Annotated in this window: 19 protein-coding genes; 12 read left to right on the top strand and 7 right to left on the bottom strand. The window is 37.2% G+C overall.

Annotation, left to right across the window (positions count from 1 at the left end; genetic code table 11):
- The first annotated feature begins 6 nt into the window (after window positions 1-6).
- From AMET_RS16580 to AMET_RS16565, 4 genes are all read left to right on the top strand, one after another.
- Window positions 7-891 carry a methylenetetrahydrofolate reductase gene (locus AMET_RS16580; protein ID WP_012064466.1) on the top strand — a complete coding sequence of 295 codons (885 nt, stop codon included), beginning with the start codon at window positions 7-9 and terminating at the stop codon, window positions 889-891.
- 23 nt (window positions 892-914) lie between these two features.
- Entirely contained in the window at window positions 915-1,595 is a 681-nt protein-coding gene (locus tag AMET_RS16575; protein WP_012064465.1) for a vitamin B12 dependent-methionine synthase activation domain-containing protein, read from the top strand.
- A complete protein-coding gene (locus AMET_RS16570; protein ID WP_012064464.1) occupies window positions 1,573-3,942 on the top strand; it encodes a homocysteine S-methyltransferase family protein in 2,370 nt (789 codons plus the stop codon). Before AMET_RS16575 ends, AMET_RS16570 begins: the two co-directional genes overlap by 23 nt.
- Window positions 3,943-4,011: 69 nt before the next feature.
- On the top strand, window positions 4,012-5,946 hold the full coding sequence (locus AMET_RS16565) for an ABC-F family ATP-binding cassette domain-containing protein (protein ID WP_012064463.1): 1,935 nt from the start codon (window positions 4,012-4,014) through the stop codon (window positions 5,944-5,946).
- Between the two features lie 151 nt (window positions 5,947-6,097).
- On the opposite strand, the gene AMET_RS16560 is transcribed toward AMET_RS16565, so the two are convergent.
- The 3 genes from AMET_RS16560 to AMET_RS16550 all read right to left on the bottom strand — a co-directional run bounded on the left by AMET_RS16560 (window position 6,098) and on the right by AMET_RS16550 (window position 8,819).
- Window positions 6,098-7,684: an ABC-F family ATP-binding cassette domain-containing protein gene (locus tag AMET_RS16560; RefSeq protein ID WP_012064462.1), complete on the bottom strand. Its 1,587-nt coding sequence runs from the start codon at window positions 7,682-7,684 to the stop codon at window positions 6,098-6,100.
- 506 nt (window positions 7,685-8,190) lie between these two features.
- Window positions 8,191-8,460 (bottom strand): helix-turn-helix transcriptional regulator, encoded by a 270-nt coding sequence (locus tag AMET_RS16555; RefSeq protein WP_012064461.1) that lies wholly within the window; start codon window positions 8,458-8,460, stop codon window positions 8,191-8,193.
- Between the two features lie 2 nt (window positions 8,461-8,462).
- On the bottom strand, window positions 8,463-8,819 hold the full coding sequence (locus AMET_RS16550; protein WP_012064460.1) for a type II toxin-antitoxin system RelE/ParE family toxin: 357 nt from the start codon (window positions 8,817-8,819) through the stop codon (window positions 8,463-8,465).
- Between the two features lie 192 nt (window positions 8,820-9,011).
- On the opposite strand from AMET_RS16550, the gene AMET_RS16545 reads away from it, so the two are divergent.
- From AMET_RS16545 to AMET_RS16535, 3 genes are all read left to right on the top strand, one after another.
- Window positions 9,012-10,028, top strand: coding sequence for a hypothetical protein (locus AMET_RS16545; RefSeq protein WP_012064459.1), 1,017 nt, complete (start codon window positions 9,012-9,014; stop codon window positions 10,026-10,028).
- 219 nt (window positions 10,029-10,247) lie between these two features.
- On the top strand, window positions 10,248-10,766 hold the full coding sequence (locus AMET_RS16540) for a GNAT family N-acetyltransferase (RefSeq protein ID WP_012064458.1): 519 nt from the start codon (window positions 10,248-10,250) through the stop codon (window positions 10,764-10,766).
- 372 nt (window positions 10,767-11,138) lie between these two features.
- On the top strand, window positions 11,139-11,702 hold the full coding sequence (locus tag AMET_RS16535) for a GNAT family N-acetyltransferase (RefSeq protein ID WP_012064457.1): 564 nt from the start codon (window positions 11,139-11,141) through the stop codon (window positions 11,700-11,702).
- Between the two features lie 195 nt (window positions 11,703-11,897).
- On the opposite strand, the gene AMET_RS16530 is transcribed toward AMET_RS16535, so the two are convergent.
- Window positions 11,898-12,290: a type II toxin-antitoxin system death-on-curing family toxin gene (locus tag AMET_RS16530; RefSeq protein WP_012064456.1), complete on the bottom strand. Its 393-nt coding sequence runs from the start codon at window positions 12,288-12,290 to the stop codon at window positions 11,898-11,900.
- A complete protein-coding gene (locus AMET_RS16525; protein WP_012064455.1) occupies window positions 12,287-12,511 on the bottom strand; it encodes an AbrB/MazE/SpoVT family DNA-binding domain-containing protein in 225 nt (74 codons plus the stop codon). The genes AMET_RS16530 and AMET_RS16525 overlap by 4 nt, the downstream gene beginning before the upstream one ends.
- Window positions 12,512-12,863: 352 nt before the next feature.
- On the opposite strand from AMET_RS16525, the gene AMET_RS16520 reads away from it, so the two are divergent.
- The 3 genes from AMET_RS16520 (at window position 12,864) to AMET_RS16510 (ending at window position 16,936) form a co-directional block, all read left to right on the top strand.
- The gene (locus AMET_RS16520) at window positions 12,864-14,048 is read left to right on the top strand and encodes an IS91 family transposase (RefSeq protein ID WP_012064454.1); all 1,185 of its coding nucleotides are present in this window, start codon (window positions 12,864-12,866) and stop codon (window positions 14,046-14,048) included.
- Between the two features lie 445 nt (window positions 14,049-14,493).
- Window positions 14,494-15,225, top strand: a complete 732-nt coding sequence (locus AMET_RS24480) for a calcium-binding protein (protein ID WP_012064453.1) — start codon at window positions 14,494-14,496, stop codon at window positions 15,223-15,225.
- Between the two features lie 1,267 nt (window positions 15,226-16,492).
- The gene (locus AMET_RS16510; protein ID WP_012062310.1) at window positions 16,493-16,936 is read left to right on the top strand and encodes a reverse transcriptase N-terminal domain-containing protein; all 444 of its coding nucleotides are present in this window, start codon (window positions 16,493-16,495) and stop codon (window positions 16,934-16,936) included.
- Here the strand turns inward: AMET_RS16510 and AMET_RS16505 are convergent.
- Together AMET_RS16505 and AMET_RS25905 are read right to left on the bottom strand one after the other, a co-directional pair.
- Complete coding sequence (locus AMET_RS16505) at window positions 16,894-18,951, bottom strand: recombinase family protein (RefSeq protein ID WP_012062311.1); 2,058 nt, start codon at window positions 18,949-18,951, stop codon at window positions 16,894-16,896. The genes AMET_RS16510 and AMET_RS16505 overlap by 43 nt on opposite strands.
- Before the next feature lie 257 nt (window positions 18,952-19,208).
- Complete coding sequence (locus AMET_RS25905) at window positions 19,209-19,577, bottom strand: DUF5372 family protein (RefSeq protein ID WP_157047279.1); 369 nt, start codon at window positions 19,575-19,577, stop codon at window positions 19,209-19,211.
- Between AMET_RS25905 and ltrA the strand changes: the two genes are divergently transcribed.
- Window positions 19,550-20,515, top strand: a complete 966-nt coding sequence (gene ltrA, locus AMET_RS16500; RefSeq protein ID WP_157047278.1) for a group II intron reverse transcriptase/maturase — start codon at window positions 19,550-19,552, stop codon at window positions 20,513-20,515. The genes AMET_RS25905 and ltrA overlap by 28 nt on opposite strands.
- A gap of 166 nt (window positions 20,516-20,681) precedes the next feature.
- On the top strand, window positions 20,682-21,197 hold the full coding sequence (locus AMET_RS16495) for a cache domain-containing protein (protein ID WP_012064451.1): 516 nt from the start codon (window positions 20,682-20,684) through the stop codon (window positions 21,195-21,197).
- The last annotated feature ends 49 nt before the right edge of the window (window positions 21,198-21,246 follow it).

Genomic DNA, 21,246 nt, shown 5'->3' with positions numbered 1-21,246 from the left:
AATCTTATGAAAATAACTAAATTATTTAATGATAAAAGACCAGTCATCTCTTTTGAAATTTTTCCACCTAAGAAAGAGCTTCCTATTAGTAGCATCTATGGAGCCTTAGACGGACTGGCTGATTTAAATCCAGACTTTATCAGTGTAACCTATGGTGCTGGAGGGACAGGTAGTAATAAGACAATAGAAATTGCATCAATAATCAAAAACAAATATGAAATCGAAGCATTAGCTCACTTAACTTGTATTACTTCTAACAAGGAAGTCATTCAACAGAATATTAAAGCCCTTCAAGAGAACAACCTAGAGAATGTGTTAGCTCTCCGAGGGGATGTTCCTTCGGATTTTATCCGACGAGAAGAAAATCAATATCAATATGGGGTGGACTTAATCAAGGAATTAAAGGGATATGGAGACTTTGATATAGGAGCTGCTGTATATCCAGAAGGACACATTGAATGTGACGATGTTGAAAAAGACCTGCAATACTTGAAGGAAAAGGAAGCGGCAGGGGCGAATTTCTTAGTAAGCCAATTGTTTTTTGATAATGAGATATTTTATGGATTTCTAGAAAAACTAAAGGCATATAAAATAGAAAGCAAAGTATTAGCTGGGGTAATGCCCATTTTAAGTAAAAAACAAGTGGAAAAGATGATATTTATGTGTGGGGCATCCCTTCCAGCTAAAGTGATTCGATTGGTATCAAAATATGAGCATCAGCCAGAGCTATTACGACAGGCAGGAATCGAGTATGCCGCTGAGCAGGTAGCGGATTTGATTGCAAATGAAGTAGATGGAATTCATATTTATACAATGAATCAACCAGACATAGCAAAGGGAATTTTGAAAAGACAGAAAAAAACTGTAACAGGTCATATTGACAAGTTTTAATTCACTTATAAGGAGTCATAAAAATGGAAATGAGCAGATCTGAAGTCTTACGCTATCTAGGACATAAGCAACAAAAGATAGATGCAGGGTTAAATCAATTAATTGATAGCTGTATGAAGGAAATGACTGAGATTGCTAAACCCCGTTATGTGTATGAGTTCTTTGAGATAACAGAGGTGCAAGAGGCGGCCATTGTATTGAATGAGTCCCTTACATTAAAGGGAAAGTCTATTACGAACCATCTGAAGGATTGTTCTAAATGTGTGCTTTTAGCAGGGACCCTAGGAATCAATGTAGATCGACAAATCAAACAATATCAGTTGGTGGATATGACCCGAGCCCTTGTGTTAGATGCCTGTGCAACAGCTGCAATTGAGGTTTTATGTGATGAAGCAGAAGAAGAAATTAAGAAACTTAATTTAGTTAAGGGATATCATACGACTTTTCGGTTTAGTCCAGGATATGGAGATCTACCTATTGAACTACAACCTGAGGTATTAAATCAGTTAAATGCCTTTGCAAAAATAGGGCTCACCAGCACTGAACAGTGTATTTTAGTGCCAAGGAAGTCAGTGACTGCTTGCATCGGGCTAGGAACACAGCTTGAAAATAATAAGAAGAAGAGCTGTAGAGACTGTGATGCTTATGAACATTGTGGCTCTAGACGGGAGGAGGATCCTTGTGAATTTTCTAAGGGATTGTAAAGAAGGCATGTTGATTTTTGATGGCGCCATGGGAACAATGCTTCAAAAATCAGGTCTCAAGGTAGGTGCCTTGCCAGAGATTTATAATATAGAACATCCAGAGCTTATTCAACAAATCCATGAAAGATTTGTGAGAGCAGGAGCTCAAGTTGTAACGACCAATACATTTCAAGCCAATGAATTAAAGCTCAAGGACAGCATTTATTCTCTTGAAGAAATCATAGAAGGGGGAATCAAGGTGGCTAAGGCATCGGGAGCTCCCTATGTTGCCTTAGATATAGGACCATTGGGGCAGATGATGAAGCCATTAGGGGAGATTAGCTTTGATAGGGCTTATGATATTTTCAAAAGACAGGTGCAAGCTGGGGTAAAGGCAGGGGCCGACTGCATTTTGATCGAAACAATATCAGATCTGTATGAAGCCAAGGCAGCCATATTAGCCGCTAAGGAAAATAGTGATCTGCCTGTACTGTGTACCATGACATTTCAAGAAGATGGAAGAACATTTACTGGAACGGATCCAATGACTGCTACCCTGGTACTGCAGAGTCTGGGAGTAGATGCCCTAGGGGTCAATTGCTCTCTTGGACCCAAGGAGATGCTACCCATACTTTCTGACATCCTTAAGTATGCCAAGGTGCCGGTGATGGTTCAATCCAATGCAGGCCTACCTCGACTGGAGGGAGATGATACGATTTTTCCCGCAAGTCCTGAGGAGTTTGCTTTGTATGGAAGAGAAATGGCCGAACTAGGAGTTGGGATTTTAGGAGGCTGCTGCGGCACCACACCTGAACATATTCAAGCACTAAAAAAAGCTGTTTTTCAAATTAATTCTCCTGAAAGAAAAGTTGAACGCGTCACCTGTGCTTGTTCTCCAACTAAAACAGTGATACTAGATGGAAGAACCACCGTCATTGGAGAACGGATTAATCCCACTGGGAAAAAAAGGTTAAAAGAAGCCCTACGAAACAACCAGCTAGAAGTGTTGGTGGCTGAAGCCATTGACCAAAGCAATGCAGGAGCCCAAGTATTAGATGTCAATGTGGGATTACCAGAAATAGATGAGGTAGCTGTCTTAAAAGAAGTCATCATGGGAATACAGGAGGTTGTTGATACACCTCTTCAAATAGATAGTGTGAATGTGGAGGCCATGGAGGCAGCCGCTAGAATTTATAATGGTAAACCGATTATTAATTCAGTGAACGGCAAAGAGGCAGTCATGGCTGCTGTGTTTCCCATTGCCAAAAAATATGGGGCTACTCTGATTGGATTGACACTAGATGACAAGGGCATCCCTGAAACCGCCGAAGAAAGAATTCAAATTGCAAAGACCATCATGGAAAGAGCAAAGGCCTATGGGATTCCAAAGGAGGATTTAATCATAGATTGTTTAGTGATGACCGCCTCAGCCCAACAATCGGTTGTGAAGGAAACCATCAAGGCAGTGAGTTTGGTGAAGAGTGAACTGGGATTGAAAACCAGTCTAGGAGTCAGTAATGTTTCCTTTGGATTACCAAATCGAGAGCTTTTAAATAGAACGTTTTTGGCCACTGCTTTAGCAGCAGGTTTAGATGCGCCGATTATGGATCCGCTGTCTAAGGAAATGATGGACACCATCGAAGCCTTTAGAGTGTTAAATAATGAGGATCAAGAAGCCATGGCATTTATCCGACGCTTTAAAAATAATACGAAATCAATAGAAGCGCCAGTACAAAGTAGTAAAGATCTTAAGACCATGATTATAGAGGGTAGAAAGACAGAGGTAGCAGCAGCGGTAGACCTGCTTTTACAAAATGAATCTCCCTTTGAAATCATTGAAACCTATTTTATTCCTGCCCTTGATCAAGTGGGGAAGGAATATGAAGTAGGGGATCTCTTTTTACCCCAGTTACTGCGGGCGGCGGAGACGGTTAAAGCAGGTTTGGCAGTGATTAAGGCATCCTCCTTTGAAAAAATGCCAGAGCTAGATCGGGGAAGTATTTTACTGGCTACGGTCAAAGGAGATATTCATGATATTGGCAAGAACATCGTTAAAATGCTAATGGAGAACTATGGATTTCAGATTATTGATTTAGGTAGGGATGTGGATCCCCAATTAATTGTTGAGACCATCAAAAAAAATAATATTAGATTAGTGGGCTTAAGTGCTTTAATGACCACCACTGTGAAGAACATGCAGTTAACCATCAAAATGATTAAAGAGGAAGCACCCCATTGTAAAGTAATGGTTGGGGGCGCTGTATTGAATGAGGAGTATGCTCAGATGATTGGGGCAGATTACTATACAGTAGATGGGCAGGCGGGAATCCGTATTGCCAAAGCATTTTTCAAAGGGTCACTTATTTAAAATGATTTGCCCTTTTACTGTGGATATGATATAAAGAGATAAATAAATGGACAGTAAAGAGGGAGCAAAATGAATCTATTAAGTGCAGAAAATATATCAAAAAGTTACAGTGAAAAAGAGTTATTGAACAATATTAATTTAGGGATTAATGAAGGAGATAAAATTGGTGTCATTGGCATTAATGGGACGGGGAAAAGTACACTGTTGAAAATGATTGCTGGTGCTGAAAAACCCGATGAGGGACGTGTCATTAAGGTAAATAACATTCAAATAGAGTACCTTTCTCAAAATCCTTATTTTGATCCAGAGGCCACGGTGCTAGTTCAAATTTTCAAGGGAAACTCACCTATTATGGCGTTAATTCGTGACTATCAAAAAGCCCTTCAGGATCCTAATACATCCAGTGAAAGAATCATTAAGCTTAGTAATGATATGGATGTCATGGACGCATGGAGCTTAGAAAGTGAAGCCAAGTCTATCTTAACAAAGCTAGGGGTTTTAGATTTTAATGCAAAGGTAGGCACATTATCCGGGGGACAACGAAAACGAATTGCCTTAGCTGCAGCGTTGATCAACCCTTCTGATCTACTGATATTAGATGAGCCCACCAACCATTTAGACAATGACACCATTGATTGGCTAGAGCAGCTTTTAAATACAAGAAAGGGCTCTTTGCTGATGATTACCCATGATCGATACTTTTTAGATCGGGTGGTTAATAAAATTGTTGAAGTGGATCGGGGTGGCCTTTATTCATATGAAGGTAATTATAGTAGCTTTTTAGGGAAAAAGATTGAACGTCAAGAAATGGAAAGTGTTCATGATAAAAAAAGACAGAGCCTATTAAAAAAAGAGCTGGCCTGGATGAGAAAAGGGGCTAAGGCTAGAACCACAAAACAAAAAGCAAGAATTGGTCGTTATGAAGATTTAAAGGAGCATGGGACAGATATAGCCGAGGATAAGATTGAAATTTCAGTTGGTTCCAGCCGTCTTGGTAAGAAAGTAATTGAGTTAGCCCATGTCAATAAATCCTATGATAAAGATAAGTTGATCGAAGATTTTAGCTATATTGTGTTAAGAGATGATCGTGTGGGTATTGTGGGACCTAATGGAGCAGGAAAGTCTACCCTATTGAATATCATTGCAGGAGAGCTTGCGCCAGATAGTGGTAGTAGAGAAGTTGGTGAGACTGTAAAAATCGGAATGTTTTCCCAAGAGACCCAGCATATGAATGATGAGTTAAGAGTCATTGAATACATTAAAGAAGTGGCAGAATACTTAACCACATCAGATGGTAGCAAAATTACAGCTTCACAGATGCTAGAGCGGTTTTTGTTTCCATCTGCAGCACAATGGACACCCATTGGCAAACTTTCTGGTGGTGAAAAGAGGAGACTCTATTTATTGAAGGTGTTAATGGATGCGCCTAATGTCCTGTTTTTGGATGAGCCCACCAATGACTTAGATATTGAAACCCTCACCATTTTAGAAGATTATCTTGACGAATTTCCAGGGGCTGTTTTGACGGTTTCCCATGATCGATACTTTCTGGATCGGATAGCTGAAAGGATTTTTGCCTTTGAAGCCAATGGACAGGTTGTGGAATACACAGGTAATTTTTCTGATTATAAAGAGAAAACCAGTATTCGAAAAGGATTCAGTGGTGATGTAAAGGGGAGTCACAATGTGGAAAAGGCTCCTTCTACAAAGGAAGAACAAACAACAGATGAGTTCAGTCATCATAAGAAAAAAGAGAAACCATTAAAATTCTCCTTTAAAGAACAAAAGGAATATGAAGAAATCGATGATGTCATTGCTAGGATAGAGGGACAAATTGAAGAAACTGAAAAACAAATCGGAGAGACAGCAGCAGATTATACACTTTTGCAGCAGTTGGTAGTTGAAAAGCAAGGTCTGGAGACACAGCTACAGGAAAAGATGGAAAGATGGGTGTTTCTCAACGATTTAGCTGATAAAATAGAAGCGGAGAAAAAGAATAAATAAAAGCAAGCCACTATTTTAAAAGAATAGTGGCTTGCTTTTTATTTAGGTGCGATAGCATCAGACGAATTAAATTTAAGCACTTGAAATCTTAAATAACGCTCGTTTAAGATTTAAGTGCGCTATGAGTCGGCGCGATAGCGCCAGACGAATTTTATGCTTTGGTTTCTAAATATTCATCATAGGTCATTTTCTTATCAATCACGCCTGTATCCGTGATTTCAATAATCCGATTGGCAACGGTTTGAATGAACTGATGGTCATGGGATGCAAAGAGAATATTACTTGCATAATCCCTAAGTCCATTGTTTAAGGCCGTAATTGCTTCTAGGTCTAAGTGATTCGTTGGCTGATCTAGAACCAAGACATTGGCACTGCTGAGCATCATTCTTGATAGCATACATCTTACCCGCTCTCCACCGGAAAGAACATTTGCTTGTTTTAGGGCTTCTTCGCCGGAGAAAAGCATTCTTCCTAGGAAGCCACGTAGGTAGCTTTCAGACTTTTCTTCAGAATACTGACGAAGCCAGTCTACTAAGTCCAGATCAACACCAGTAAAAAATTCAGCGTTATCCTTAGGGAAATTAGCAGTGGTAATGGTGACTCCCCATTTAAAGGTTCCACTGTCTGGTTCCATCTCACCGGTTAGAATTTTAAACAATACTGTGTTTTCAAATTCATTTGCACCAACAAAGGCAATTTTGTCTCCCTTGTTTACTGTAAAACTCACATTGTTTAAAACCTTTTTACCATCTATGGTCTTCGAAAGACCATCCACGATTAAGATGTCATTTCCAACTTCTCTTAAAGGAGTGAACCCAACAAAGGGATATCTTCTAGTAGAAGGTTCAATATCATCAATGGTAATCTTCTCTAAAAGTTTTTTACGGGAGGTAGCTTGCTTGGATTTAGAAGCATTGGCACTGAAACGTGCAATAAATGCTTGTAAATCTTTCACCTTTTCTTCTTTTTTCTTATTTTGATCCTTCATTAACCGAAGGGCCAATTGGCTAGACTCATACCAGAAGTCATAGTTCCCAACAAACAACTTGATTTTACCAAAGTCAACATCCACCATATGAGTACAAACGTTATTTAAGAAGTAACGATCATGGGAGACCACGATGACGGTACCAGAAAAGTTAATTAAAAACTCCTCTAACCATTTGACTGATTTAATATCTAAATGGTTGGTTGGCTCATCTAAAATCAAAATGCCTGGCTTTCCAAATAGAGCTTGGGCAATCAATACTTTAACCTTCTCAGCACCAATTAAATCTACCATCTGTTTGTCATGTAACTCTGTGCCAATGCCAAGTCCTTGAAGTAGTGATGAAGCTTCTGCTTCTGCTTCCCATCCATCTAACTCTGCAAATTCTCCTTCAAGCTCAGAAGCACGAATACCATCTTCATCACTGAAGTTTTCCTTGGCATAAAGGGCGTCCTTTTCTTGCATAATTTCAAAAAGTCTTGGGTTTCCCATCACAACGGTTTCCAAAACTTGATTTTGATCATATTGATAATGGTTCTGCTTTAAAACTGACATCCGAATGTCAGGTGGGATGCTGATGTCTCCAGTATTTGGCTCCAGTTCCCCAGATAAAATATTTAAAAAAGTACTCTTTCCAGCACCATTAGCGCCGATCACACCGTAGCAATTACCAGGAGTGAATTTCAAACTAACATCTTCGAACAGTTTACGTTCGCCGTATCTTAAGCTTACATTTGTTACAGTAATCAAATCATATCATCCTCTACATAAGTTTTAATCGTTATCGGACTATTATATCATATACCAAGAGACATTGCATTATATAGAAATAAAAATTAAGATCCATAGTTATTAAAAGAGTTTAACCATAATTTCATGTTAGTATTTGCTAAAAAAATAGAGGGAATTGATACCATATGTAGAAATAAGAGGTAAACTTATTGGATTCAGGGACGTCACAAACAAAGTTATTGACAGGTATAGGATTAAAACCAGATTTGTGCAGAAGGAGTTGTGGAAAAGACAGATCAATTTATTAATTGAAGGGTGTAGAAGAAAATATATCAACTATACTATAGCTTTTGAAAGTAAGAGGCTCTAACAAAATAGCTATCAATGGTTATACAGGAATAGGGAGTATTAGCGAAATAGGTTCAGGAACACCTTAATTCTGGGAGTATTACCAAAGTGTTAGGAATATGAGAGTTAGCCAAAATAACCTATCAAAAGGAAAACAGTGGGAAACCCACTGTTAGCTAATGAAAATTAATATGGATTTCTTTTCCTAGAGCATGAGCAACTTTACTTAAAAATTCAATGCTAGGATTATATTCTCCACCTTCTAAACGTGATATAGCAGATTGTTTTGTTCCAACTTTTTCAGCTAATTCCTTTTGGCTTAAACCTTGTGCTAAACGCAATTGAATAATTTCCTTTTTTATAGCATAAAGGACTTTTAAATCATCATATTCTCTTTTAACTTCAGGGGATTGAAATAGTTTATGTTTAACTTCTTCATGATTCATTTTTACTCACTTCCTTTCAAGTAGTGATTTCTTCTTTTAACTGCGATACTTAGTTCTTTCTTAGGTGTTTTAGTAGTGGTTTTTCTTATTGCATGAAGCAAAACAAATTTTCCTTCAACAAAATGGAAATAGAATATCCTAAATATATTACTACTATGCTTTATTCTTAGTTCCCATAAAGCATCTATACCTTGAATTTTTTTGATATGAGGCATCCCAAGTGATAATCCGAATTCAGATAATAAATCAATTTCTCTTAATATTTTGGCTTGTTCTTTAGGTGATTGAGAAGAAATAAATTCAAAGACGGGATATTTATTTTTTTCACTGTAGTAATGTATTTCATACAAATTAACCACCTCGATTTATAAGCTCATTATATCACATATATGTTATAATTACAAATATAGAAATATTATTTTAGAAGGTGTATCTCAGTTACATTCGGCTAACAGAGGCTTATCAACATCGGTAAAAGGGGTTTTGCAGGAAAGTCCGACATCGCTAAGCCTCGAAACGTTATACGACAGGGAATGGAGAGGGTATTTATAATGAAGAAATTAAGTGTTTTTAAAATTTACTTAAATCAAAAAAAAGAAAGTAATTTTTATGAAAGTTCAAAACTGATGTATGAGAGAAAGCTTGAAGTATTTGAAGAGTTTACATATGTTTATTTTTCGATAAGTGAGAAAAACTATAAAGATTTATTTAGGGGTTTTAGTAAAGAAAATATAGTTAAAAGTATGGAATTTTATTTGAAAAATTATAACGTAAACACCAAGACTACACTAAATGGATATCTTACTGTACTTACAGATTTTTTTCATTACATAGCAGATAACATGAAGGTTGTAAATGAAAATTTTGAAAATCGAGATAAACTAAATAAGTTAAAAGAAGAATTAAATAAGTTAGCAAAAAAATATAATCTAGAAAAGTCACAGCAAAAATCTCCATTGACGAGAGAAGCTTTTGTTTTATTATGTGCCAAATGCGATGAATATATTGAAAACTATAATATAAAAAATATAAATAAAAATGGATACGATGGTGAATTTTCATTATACTTATCTGGTATTATTACAAAATTACTTATTGTGACAGCTATCAAAAACAGTGTGATAGATAGTTTGAAAGTTAATGAAAATTATAAATATGGAATGATTAAAGTAAATGGTTATTGGGTGAGATTACCAGACAAGTTAAGTGCACAATTGGATAATTATGTAAAAAATGTTAGGCCAAGCTGTAATACTAATGAGTTAAATGATCTATTTGTAAACCGTAAAGGTGTGAGATTATGTGGTAATAATAATGCATACTTCGCCATTTTAAAAAAATTATTCGGTACTATGCAAAGTGCATCAGTAGCTAAGTTTCGGATTATAGAGATGATAAGAAGTGGAGTTGCACCTAATATTATTACAGCATATACTGGGTATGCTTTGGAAACTTATTTGCATTGTTTAGATATACTTTCATCGATTGATAAAGAGCAACTTGATGAAGAATATACCAAAAAGATAAATTCAGATAATATGATGTGGGATTATTACTATAAATTGTGATGGAAACCCCATCGTATAACAGAGGCTTAGCAGATATCGGTAAGAGAGTTTCTAGGGAAAGTCCGACATCGCTAAGCCACAGGACGTTCTCCGAAACCATACGCTGAGACCGCGGTGTCCTGCCGCGGGTTGAGAGAGTTGAATTAAATAGCTATGTTAAATTCCTTTTTTAGATAGTGTGTAGTTAAGATCATTTACATAATAGGGGGTATTTCATTTATGAAAGTAAGACAAGAGCAACCTGCTGATTATACTGAAGTTTACAAACTTGTTAAAAAGTCATTTGCAACATCTCCTCATGCTGACGGAACAGAACAGGATTATTTGAATGAATTAAGAAAAAAGGATACATTTATTCCAGAACTTTCATTGGTTGCAGAGAATGAGGACGGCAAACTGGTTGGACAAATTGTTTTATATAAAACAACGATTACTTCATTTGAAAAAAAAATTACCGAACTGGTACTGTCTCCAATATGCGTGTATCCTGATTATTTCAATCGTGGAATCGCACGTTCTATGATGGAAAAGGCTTTTCAAATTGCAAAAAAAATGGGCTATAAAGCTGTATTTCTATGTGGTGATCCAACTTTTTATCAGAAAGTTGGATTTAGGCCCTCTTATGAGTATAATGTTTTTCATATTGATGACAAATCAAAAAATGCTGAATATTGTATGGTTCGTGAATTGTTTGACGGAGCGTTAAATAATATAAGTGGAATAGTAGATATCGTATAGAATGGTATGTTACAAGAATATTGAGGTATTATGTCAAGTTGCAATAATTATATAATGTGCAGTATAGGGCAAGTTCTTTGTTAAAGGGGGCGACGTCCTGTCGCCCTCTGAGTTACGGGGCGTGTAGCTACGGAGAACAAAACATTTGCATAAAGGTGCCGGCAGCACGTTTCAAAGGAAAGGTCAGAGCACCACATCCCTTCACCGGGAGCGAAGCTCCGCCAGGGAGAAGGGTCAAGCGGGTCCGGTTCAGGGACGTTGCAAATGCCGGACCGTTAGATGAAATCTTTATGAAGTATTAAGCATAAAATTTGCTTTAAAAAATTAAAACATAGAATTCAAAAATAAAAAATTTAAGGAGTTTTCATAAAAATGACAGACAATAATAATTTAGTTTTTCCTAAATTAGAAACCGATAGATTAATATTAAAGGAAATGCTGATTGAAGACGCTGCATCAATTTTTCATATATTTGCCGATGAAGAAATCATGAAGGATTATGGACGATTTCCAATGAAGTCTATTGAAGAAGCTGAAAGTTTAATCGCAATGTTTGATGAAAACTCTAAAAATGGTAAGGGAATAAGATGGGGCATTTTGCTTAAAGAAGAAAATAAAATTATAGGGACTTGTGGTTATCATAACTGGAATAAAAGGCACTCAAGAGCAGAGATAGGCTATGAATTATCTAAGGATGCTTGGAGAAAAGGGTATATTAAAGAAGCTGTAAAAGCAATTATAGATTATGGTTATGAAATTATGGATTTAAATAGGATTGAAGCAGTAGTATACCCTGAAAATGAAGCTTCAATAAGGAGCTTAATAAATCATGGATTCATGAAAGAAGGATTACTAGAAGAGTATGCATTTTTTCGAAATGTTTATCAAGATCTAATAATGTTTTCTTTATTAAAGAAAAATTGGTTAAAGAAATAATAGTTCTAAAACTTACAGTGAGTAGGACTTCATCTAACATGATCATTCCCACTATGGGTCTGATGGGAACGGTCAGGGGAGCATGACAGACCACACTCACTTATAGGGTAAAGTTCTGGGGCGTGGTGAGTGTCGGGAATGACAGAAACGTTAGATAACATTTTGCTCAAAGAAAAACCCCTCGAATACAAGAAGCTATACTGATTTAGTATTCTCTAGTAACCAAGAAGTTAGTTGTTCCTTAGACAAATTTCCTGTTGATAACTGCATTATAGTTTTATATGTTTCTTTTTCGGTAGCAACTATTTCGTAACCGTTCCTTTGAAGAAAAATATCCATTGCTACTAATGATATCCTTTTATTGCCATCAATGAATGGGTGGTTATTGCATAAATGAAAACCATAAGTAGCAGCCATTTTAAATATTGTATCATGTAAGTATGTTCCACCAAAGGTTGCTTTAGGTTGTTCAAGTGCAGATTCAAGTAATTTTATGTCTCTTATACCTGAACTACCACCATAAAGTTGAATGAGTTGATCATGGGAATATAGAATTATATCTTTTGGAATAAATACTATATTACTCACTTTGATAGTGCCTTCAACGTATTCTTATATTTTTTATTGGTTTTATCAAAGCTATTAACCCATTTGTCAAATTCAGGATCATAGGGAGTTAAAGCAAAACCATCATTTTGCTCGATAATATTAAGTTCAACTCCTTCGTTTAAATTATATTTATCCATGAGTTCTTTAGGGATTGTAAAACCATAACTATTTCCAACTTTTCTCAGTCTAGTTGTTTTCATAATCTATCACCTCATATATATTATAACATTTGTAATACTTTATATGCAATAAAAATAAAATTCCCAATAATTTTATGTTTAGCTTGTAATGAGGGTAGATAACAAAACGATCATCTAACATGTCCATTCCCACAAGGGTGCAAGAAGCACGGTCAAGAAGAGCGTCTCTGCATGCACCGTCAGGTAGCGAGGTCAGCACCACACCTTCTCACTGGGTGCGAGCACCGCTAAAGGGGGATTCCTTTGAGGTCCAGTTCGAAGGTGTCGGGAATGGCAGAAACGTTGAACAAAATGCTTCGCATAGAAAAAAACATAAAAACCTTTAGAAAAACTGATTCAGGAGGGTGAGACCATGGGTGCAATTCAAGAAATCTTTCAAGAATACTATAAAGAATATGAAAAGACCCATACACTGCCTAAACATGCAAGAGATGCAGCTAATAAGATTAAAAAATGCAGGACAGCAGCATTAGGAGGTCATGTACAAGCATGTCCAGAAGAACATTATCAAAGAATATGGTATAATTCCTGCAAACATAGAGCATGTACACAGTGTTCAGGAATACAAATAGAAGAGTGGTTAGAGAAACAAAGAGTTAGATTATTAGACATAGATCATTTTCATGTGGTATTTACCATACCTCACCAACTAAACGAGCTATGGCTATTAAACACAGAAATAATGAGCAAAATATTCTTTGAAAGTGTAAAAAAAAGCCTGTTTGGATTGCTAAAGAATCCATCATTTCTAGGTGCATCACCAGGAATGATAGCAACCTTACAAACATGGGGACAAACCCTATATCTACATCCACACATCCATTGTCTAATAACAGGAGGAGGATTAACAGATACAGAAGAATGGAAAAACAGTAACAAAGACTATTTAGTACCATGCAAAACGCTAATGGAAATATTTAGAGGTAAATACATAGATGAATTACATAAATTAGCCCACAAAAACAAGATAAAAAGACCAGAAGGAATGAAGTATTTAGAAATTCATGATCTACTAAAAAAACTAAGAACTAAGAACTGGAATGTAAGGATCATGGAGAGGTATACCCATGGAGAAGGAGTAATAACCTATCTAGGACGTTATATAAGAGGAGGCTGCATATCAAACAAGAGAATAATAAGCATCAAAAATGGTGAAGTAATATTTAAACATCAAGATAACAAAGAAACCGATGAAAAGAATAAAGCAAAGAAAAAAACAATGAAGCTTAAAGCAGAAGAATTCATCCAAAGATTTTTATTACATATCCCAAAACCAGGAACCAAAGTAGTAAGATACTATGGTATATATGCCAGCAGCAAAGAAAAAAGCCTAAATAAATGCCGTGAGCTATTGGGAGTAGAAAAAGTAAAAACTATAAAAAAGATAACATGGCAAGAATACTGCGAGAAAAAAGGAGAAAAGCATCCAGAAGAATGCCCAATATGTGGTACAAAACTGATACGTAAAGAAAGCATTATGTCATACTACAAACCATCAGATAGATTAGAAACAATAAAAGTTGAAAAAGCATCCTAAGAAAGAAAACAATTCCATTTGTTCGGTGGAATTGTTTAAGATGCCATAAAAGATAAAGAGAAGAAAAATAAATAAATCTAATAGAAAAACAAACAAAATGAGAGAGTTGTTAAGCCCAAATATTGAGAGGATAACAAAAAAGTCATCAATTTAAAAAGAGAACTGAGAGAGTAAAGTCCATAGAGTAAGGAAAGTGGTACTTGCACTTCGCTCAACATAGGATTTGCAATATTCGCACAGTTGTCTTGTTAAATAGAGATTTTTTTGTCTAAGCAAACATCGCAAATCCTAAAAACGTTAGTGGAAATGACCTTAGGCACATGTTAGTAGTAATTGATTATTATTCTGATTCTATGAGAAGCAAAATATCAAATCTATTTGGGGTACACTTTAATGGGAATACTTATATTATTTTCACAAAAAAACATGAAGTTGGGAGGTCAACATGAAAAAAGAACTTAGAGGGTTTAAAATGGGAGAATGTGTTAAAGTGAAAAATGGGATACTTGACCCTGATAATGATGAGTATTGTATTGCAAATTGGCAAGGTAGGATTATAGAGGAGTTCGTGGGGGACGATGATACGCCAATTTATTTAATTAAATGGGATAGCATAACATTAAAACAAATTCCAGCTTCCTTCATAGAAGAAAGTATTCGTGAAGATCTTGAGTGGGGCGAAATGTATTTAGGTATTAATGATATCGAACATGCTAGCGGTAGGGATACAGAGGGTAATGTAGATGATGCCGTTAGAGAAATTAATGCTAAATATCCAGCACGTATGTTCACAACTCCTAGTGTCTTAAGAAATGAGCCCTTAAGAAATGAACTTGACGAACAAGAGAAAGGGATCGGGAGCATTTTGGTAGGAGTTAACATGGAGAATGAATTGGAAGTAGAAGAAAAGTGGGAGGAATATCTAAACGAACATTTGGATTTCCCTTTTGATGCAATAATTAACAACACAGATGAAGACGCTGGAGCTTTTGATATTGGAGATATGGTTAGTGTTAAAAGGATTGATGGAATATTTGATATTTACGGTATTATAGTAGAGGTTCGAAAAGGTCGTAGAAAGTATCATTTTCCGTTATGTGAATTGGAAGTAAGCGAGAAGAATTCAGCAAATTATACTATAATTGATGATTATAACTTCTGGTTCTCCAATAGATAAAGATTTAAGAATGCAATAGCAGTAATTTGTTGCTGAGCGGCGAGGTCACTTCCACTAACAATGCATTTGCATAAAGGTGCTGGTAGCAAGTGTCAAGAGAAAGGTCAGAGCACCACACCTTCTCACTGGGAGCGAAGCTCCGCTATAGGGTATTCCTTTAAGGTCCAGTTCGAAGGCGTCGCAAATCCTGGACCGTTAGTGCGCCAAGCAAAGCTTGGCATCTCTTGCAGGGTGTAAGTCCCTGTCAGGTAAGGTCTAACCAACCACCTGTATCGAGTGTTGCGCCGATGCTGGCGACGGCAAAGGTGAAGCGTACACATAAGTAGAGAACCAAAATACCTAGTATTTTGTGTGAATCACTTAGTTGTTTTATCTAGAGAATCATATAGGCCATAGGGGAGACCGTAATCCCTGAAGCATATTCAGCCCCGTAAAATGCAGTTCTAGAAATAGACACAAATGCAGATGACGACGTGTTTAACGTCACGGAAGTCAATACAAAAGAATCGCTAATGGTGAGATTCTTGAGGGTCTGTCGGGGTCCTAGAACATGGCATGTATGAAGAGAAATGTCAGGAACTTGGGAGGATCTGTAGGTTCCAGCCATAAGCTGGTAGACCCATCCAACCGAAAAATAGGACGGTCAATGACACTACAGGGTTCGGATCAACTCATAGTGTGCGACTTGAAAGTTGCAATTAGAATTGTACATGAGTACTACCACATCCATCCCGTGGTATTCCTACCGATAAATGCCTAGTAAGTAATGAATGGTGTAAAGCAATCGGGACAATGCGAAAACAATAGTAGTCACAACTATTCTATTGCTAGGAAAAGATGTGCATGGTTAACAAATGTGAATTGCCGTAAGAATCGTCAGCGATAAAAGGTGAAATGTGAATGATACACCTTAACCAAAATGGTACGAGGGCAGGGACACAGTAATTACTATGGTACTGTGTTGGGAAGGACAGAGAACCTCCGGTTTATAGGCAGAATCTAAACACATCATAATTATTCTAATTGCGGAACAAGGTAAACCTTATGTGCTCCTGAAAAGGTAGGCAAATCGTAAGAGATGTACAATGCCCAGAAGGTAGAGGATACTGGAAAAAGCGAAAGTCTTAGTGTAATGCTGAGGATAGGGATTCAAAATTTGTCCCACTTGAAAAAGGGCAGACTTCCAGTGCGTATCGATTACATGAAAGATAAGGAATCTATGAATGCATCAGGTTCAACGACACGAAAGTGAGGACAATGTAGACGTATGAAAATGAAATGGAGTCAAATAGACTGGAATCAAGCAGAAGAATACGTTAATAGACTACAAATCAGGATTGTAAAGGCAACATTGGAGAACAAATGGAGATTGATTAAAAGACTACAGTATTTATTGACTCACTCATTCTACGCAAAAGCAATAGCTATAAAAAGAGTGGTGACAAACAAAGGTAAGAATACACCAGGAATTGATGGTGTGTTATGGAAAAACGATGGAGATAAGACAACAGCAATACAAAAACTTGAGGTAAGTTCGTACCATGCAAACCCTCTTAAAAGAATATATATTGAGAAGTTTGGTAAGAAAGAAAAACGACCTCTCGGTATACCCACGGTGAATTCATACTGCACACCTCCCAAGACTGTTTTTGGTTTTGAAAAGGTTCTTCAGAGACCCTGTGTCATTTTTGACAAGTGTCCCGACTTTTGAACCCATTCTCTCAATTCTTTTTCTTTTTGTTTATCTAATTGAATATTCCAAGGCCAACCTGGAGCGAATTTTTTTGCCTCTAAAATACCATGTTTAATCCAGTAATAGACGACACCAGGTGCGACATTGAATTGTTCGGCTACATCTTTTACAGATAACCCTTGCTGTTGCATAGAAAGCCTTTTTATCTTGTGTGAATATCGAATCCACTTGATGGAATCGACTGTAAACAATTTTCCTTCTGGTGTATGGTGGCCGGATTCGTTGAAGTAATCTGCAATTCGACTGTCAGTCATTGTATCAGATAATTTTCGGACCAGTTCTACCGTTTCTGGCGTGTGTTTGCGAGCCATTGATTTCGGCAGAGGTTTTGTAGCATTAATTTCTTCATGAGATTGATTTCTCCATCGTAGACCCAGCCGAATATCAGATTGTCTTGCTTCTGCAAATATAGTGATATCTTCAAGGAGCATCCGCAATATACGTTTTCGATCTTTAGCTGTAGTAGTAGCTGCATACCAAATACGAGGCAATTCTTTTGCCAAAGAAAGAATTTGAGCTTTATCTTCTTCAGTAGGTTGCCAACTTTGACGAGATTTGTATTGTGCATATTGCTCTTGAATTTGCGCTAACTCTGTAAGTTTTTCGTTCCATCGAGCTTCGAGGCTGCGTGCAACTAAACGATTTTCAGGCTCTACTTGCTGGTACTGGCGTTCTGCACGGTTAGCTTCATACTTTGCACGTTCCAAAGACAAAGACCATCCTTTATCGGCATCATCTTCTCCTTTTAACAGTTTATCCGTGACTTTAAGGGCAAGGTCCAATTCTGCTGGTTGAATGATTTGCATAAGCCTGGTTGTGACAACTTGATCGATTATTGTAGCTGGAACTGTGGTGCATGTAGCTCGAAGACCATGCTCCCACCTTCCTTTACATTCATATACAGGATAAATACCACCATTGCCCGTATAGCGAACAGTCATGCGCCGGCCACATTTCCCACACAGCACCACACCCTGAAGTAGAGCAGTACCTTCTCGAGCTGGACCACTTCGCTCAAGATTGGTACGATTATTCTGCAGCTGTTTGAGATTTTTTTCGTAGTTTTCCCATGTAATATAGGCCGGATGATGATCAGGGATAAGGACTTCCCATTGTTCCATAGGTAGACGAATGGTATGGTGGATAAATAACCCCTGAGGATCTACACTCTTCTGATCATGATAGCGCCCATATACATAAGCTCCAGCATAGCTTGGATTATACAAAATTCCGAGAACTCGGCTGTGGGTAAGAGTTCCCCAAACAAGTTTCCCAGCCCATGCGCCTCCATAAGCTCGTTTAGGAAAACGAAGCGTGTTTTTAGCAAAAAACTTGACGACACCATAAGCACTGCCACTGGCTTGAAAAGCGTGGAAGACATTGCGCACAGCAATTTGGACCTCTTCGTCAGGATCTAGAGCTGTTTGACCATCAATATCGTAGACATAACCTACAGGTAGCGGAAAACGCAGTGTACCCTTTTTAGCTTTATTCTTCTTCCCACCGAGCATGCGGGAACGAAGAAAATGCAGTTCAGCTTCACTCATTGTCCCTTTGAATCCAAGAATGAGACGGTCGTTAAAATCGCTAAGATCATAGATGCCGTCTTCATCCACTACAATTGTGTTGAATAGCGCACAGAGTTCCAAAAGCCTCAGGAGATCTGCACAAGAGCGTGCTAGTCGGGAAATCTCGAGACCAAAAATGGCTCCAACTTGACCCAAAGAGACTTGTGCGACGAGTTGCTGAAATCCCTGTCGAAGGGATCGCCCCGAACCTGAAATTCCAAGGTCTTCGTCGATGATCTGAATTTGTTCCTGGGTCCACCCAAGGTTTAAAGCTTTCTCCTGAAGTGCATATTGGCGTTGGGTGCTCTCTTGATTGTAACGAACTTGGGTCAAAGTTGATTGTCGGATATAAACAATCGCCATTCGATTCAAGTGTTCTGCTCTCACTTTCGATGTTGATATCATTATGTTCTTGTTCCTCCTTATGCATTGCAGCCAGACAAGAACGAACTAAATTTGCAACAATAGTAACAAGTTCGTCTGCCCTACAAACATCATTCCCTACTAAAGCTATTAATGTTGAACTAGACATCATAAGCATCCTTTCTACAAATCACAGTATTTATTGAGGACAACGAGTGTAGTATTTGTGACGTACCTCTTTGAACTCTAAGGTGGAAGTATTTTCAATTCATTAATAGCATTAGTAGCCATAGTAAGATTTATTCCTCTTGCTTAGATTTGTCAAAAAGATTTACGGATACTTCTAAGCTTTGAAGAAGTTGAGCTAATTCTTTTAGGGTGAATGCATCAAAATGAGTCATGTGAGAATCCAGCTTGTGTATTTGCCGATCCGTCCAAGACTCAGGGATACATATGACACCAGAATCCGTACGCAAAGAATATCTTTGCAAACCGTTGAATTTTTTTACTTCAAGGATGTCATAATTTTGTCCACATAAAGGATGAAATGGATGAGTAATTGTAAGACTTCCTAAAAGGGGATTGAGTTTTTGTGTAATTCGTGCTGACCCTGCCAACGATAGCCGATAGAGTTGCTCAAATGGTAGTAAAAATGTATGTTGAGCCATTAGTTGAACCATTGTTCCATGAAGATTCATATGGATACCGACCACAAAAGTCTGCAATAGATGCAATAGGTCAAGCAAGAAAAAGATGTTGGAAATATGATTTTGTTATAGAATTTGATATCCGAGGATTGTTTGACAATATAGACCATGAGTTATTGATGAAAGTGGTTAAAAAGCATGTTAAAGAAAAGTGGATTCAGTTATATATTGTAAGATGGTTAAAAACACCGTTTGCTTTAAAAGACCGAACAATGGTTACAAGAACAACTGGAACACCGCAAGGTGGGGTCATCAGTCCATTGCTAGCAAATATGTTTATGCATTATGCATTCGACAAGTGGATGGATAGAGGCTTTCCATATGCTCCGTTCGAACGTTACGCAGATGATGCAATAATACACTGTAGAACAGAGCAAGAGGCTGAGGAAATCCTAAAGGTTTTGGACGAAAGAATGAAATCTTGTAAGCTGGAACTGCATCCACAAAAGACTAGAATAGTATATTGTAAAGACAAAGATAGGAAAAGCGAATATCCAAATGTAGAATTCGATTTTCTAGGATACACATTTAAAGGGACATTCATTAAAAACAGAACAGGGCAAATGGGAATTAATTTTATTGCTTCTGCTAGCAAGAAAGCAAACAAATTGTTTCGGGCTAAGATAAAAGCATTAAAAATTCACAAGAAAACTGGCTGTAAAATTGATATGATAGCTCAATGGATTAATCCTATTGTAAGAGGATGGATAAATTACTTTGGAAAGTATAATGCATCAGCTATTAAGTATACTTTAGATTGTGTTGAAAGAAGAATTGTCAAGTGGGCAATGTGCAAATTCAAAAACTTTCGTGGACACAGAAGAAGGGCTGAAAAATGGTTGGATGAAATTAGAAAAAGAGAACCTAGTTTATTTGCACATTGGAATTGTCGTAATTGAAATGTTGTAATGAGTTGAATGATAAGAGCCGGATGAGGGGAGACTTTCAAGTCCGGTTCTGTGAGAAGCTAGGGGTGAAACTCCCTTGGTTTACTCGACTGTGGGGTGCGTCAGGCAACTGGCGCGTCTACCGTGACGCAGACATTAATCATATGGGGGTTATAGAATGAGGATTTACAAAAAAATGGTTTCTGTAATTATTTCAGTTATATTTACTGCAACACTTCTAAGTGGGTGCGGGATTTCATTCGATATAGGCTTTGAAAATATGGTGATTGAAACAAAGACAATTGTGCAAGAAGACTACGATATTTCAATAGATGTAAAAGAAATCGAAATATCGTTAGATTATTTTATAGAAAACCTAAACATAATAGAGGAGCAGACAGAAAGTGAAGTGCTAGATGCATTTGAAAATAATAGTAATTTAGTAATGAAGTATATTTATCTTGCAAAGGAAACAGGTCAATTTTATTTACATCCTTTTGTAGAGATGCCAGAAGATTATGATGTTCGAGCACGGCCCTGGTATATTCAAGCGATGAAAGAAGAAATATATATTTCAGAAATTTATGAAGATGTTGCCACTGGAGAACAAATTATAACTATTGCAAAAAAAATAGTTATTGATAGCAAGCTATATGGAGTTATAGGTATAGATGTAGTTGTTGACAAGAATTAACTTGAAAAGAATTATACTTACTAGGAATTAGAGCACTTTAACGATCTGC

The sequence above is a fragment of the Alkaliphilus metalliredigens QYMF genome (assembly GCF_000016985.1).
In the GTDB taxonomy this organism is placed as follows: Bacteria; Bacillota; Clostridia; order Peptostreptococcales; family Natronincolaceae; genus Alkaliphilus_A; species Alkaliphilus_A metalliredigens.
This window is presented reverse-complemented; position numbering and strand designations above follow the sequence as displayed.